We start from the raw sequence: 1,975 nt of genomic DNA on the forward strand, positions 1-1,975 counted from the left end.
AGAGAAAACAACCGTGATTCCGGGAGTAGTGGCGAGCGAAACCGGATGAGGCCAAACCGTATGCGTGTGAGACCCGGCAGGGGTTGCGTATGCGGGGTTGTGGGATCTCTCTTGATCAGTCTGCCGGCTGGTCGGTGAGTCAGAAACCGTTGATGTAGGCGAAGGACATGCGAAAGGTCCGGCGTAGAGGGTAAGACCCCCGTAGCTGAAATGTCAGCGGCTTGCTTGAGAGACACCCAAGTAGCACGGGGCCCGAGAAATCCCGTGTGAATCTGGCGGGACCACCCGCTAAGCCTAAATATTCCCTGGTGACCGATAGCGGATAGTACCGTGAGGGAATGGTGAAAAGTACCCCGGGAGGGGAGTGAAATAGTACCTGAAACCGTGTGCCTACAAGCCGTGGGAGCGTCGGGCATCAGCTTGCTGGTGTCTCGTGACTGCGTGCCTTTTGAAGAATGAGCCTGCGAGTTTGCGGTGTGTTGCGAGGTTAACCCGGGTGGGGTAGCCGTAGCGAAAGCGAGTCCGAAGAGGGCGTTTTAGTAGCATGCTCAAGACCCGAAGCGGAGTGATCTAGCCATGGGCAGGTTGAAGCGGAGGTAAGACTTCGTGGAGGACCGAACCCACCAGGGTTGAAAACCTGGGGGATGACCTGTGGTTAGGGGTGAAAGGCCAATCAAACTCCGTGATAGCTGGTTCTCCCCGAAATGCATTTAGGTGCAGCGTCGTGTGTTTCTTGCCGGAGGTAGAGCACTGGATAGGCGATGGGCCCTACCGGGTTACTGACCTTAGCCAAACTCCGAATGCCGGTAAGTGAGAGCGCGGCAGTGAGACTGTGGGGGATAAGCTCCATGGTCGAGAGGGAAACAGCCCAGAGCATCGACTAAGGCCCCTAAGCGTACGCTAAGTGGGAAAGGATGTGGAGTCGCAGAGACAACCAGGAGGTTGGCTTAGAAGCAGCCATCCTTGAAAGAGTGCGTAATAGCTCACTGGTCTAGTGATTCCGCGCCGACAATGTAGCGGGGCTCAAGCGTACCGCCGAAGTCGTGTCATTGCAGCATGACGGTTAACGCCGGCTGTGATGGGTAGGGGAGCGTCGTCTGCCGGGTGAAGCGGCACTGGAAGGTAGTCGTGGACGGTTGACGAGTGAGAATGCAGGCATGAGTAGCGATTCACACGTGGGAAACGTGTGCGCCGATTGACTAAGGGTTCCTGGGTCAAGCTGATCTGCCCAGGGTAAGTCGGGACCTAAGGCGAGGCCGACAGGCGTAGTCGATGGATAACCGGTTGATATTCCGGTACCCGCTGTGAAGCGTCAAACATCGAGCATCGTGATGCTAAGGCCGTGAAGCCGTTCCGGACCCTTCGGGGAATGGAAAGTGGTGGAGCCGCTGAACCGAGCGGTTAGTAGGTGAGTGATGGGGTGACGCAGGAAGGTAGTCCATCCCGGGCGGTGGTTGTCCCGGGGTAAGGGTGTAGCCCGAGTGGTAGGTAAATCCGCTGCTCATTGTGGGTGAGACCTGATGCCGAGCCGATTGTGGTGAAGTGGATGATCCTATGCTGTCGAGAAAAGCCTCTAGCGAGTTTTATGGCGGCCCGTACCCTAAACCGACTCAGGTGGTCTGGTAGAGAATACCGAGGCGTTCGGGTGAACTATGGTTAAGGAACTCGGCAAAATGCCCCCGTAACTTCGGGAGAAGGGGGGCCATTCCTGGTGATGGGTTTTGCACTCTGAGCTGGGGGTGGCCGCAGAGACCAGCGAGAAGCGACTGTTTACTAAAAACACAGGTCCGTGCGAAGCCGTAAGGCGATGTATACGGACTGACGCCTGCCCGGTGCTGGAACGTTAAGGGGACCGGTTAGCTCACTTTCGGGTGGGCGAAGCTGAGAACTTAAGCGCCAGTAAACGGCGGTGGTAACTATAACCATCCTAAGGTAGCGAAATTCCTTGTCGGGTAAGTTCCGACCTGCACGAATG

Annotated in this window: 1 rRNA gene (only partly in view); it reads left to right on the forward strand. The window is 56.7% G+C overall.

Features of this window, described 5'->3' with window-relative positions:
* Positions 1-1,975: ribosomal RNA gene (locus tag ACFYTE_RS07035) — 23S ribosomal RNA — on the forward strand; its annotated part reaches 145 nt to the left of the window's first position; the annotation flags it as partial.

Source organism: Streptomyces sp. NPDC004629 (assembly GCF_042873595.1).
Lineage (GTDB): Bacteria > Actinomycetota > Actinomycetes > Streptomycetales > Streptomycetaceae > Streptomyces.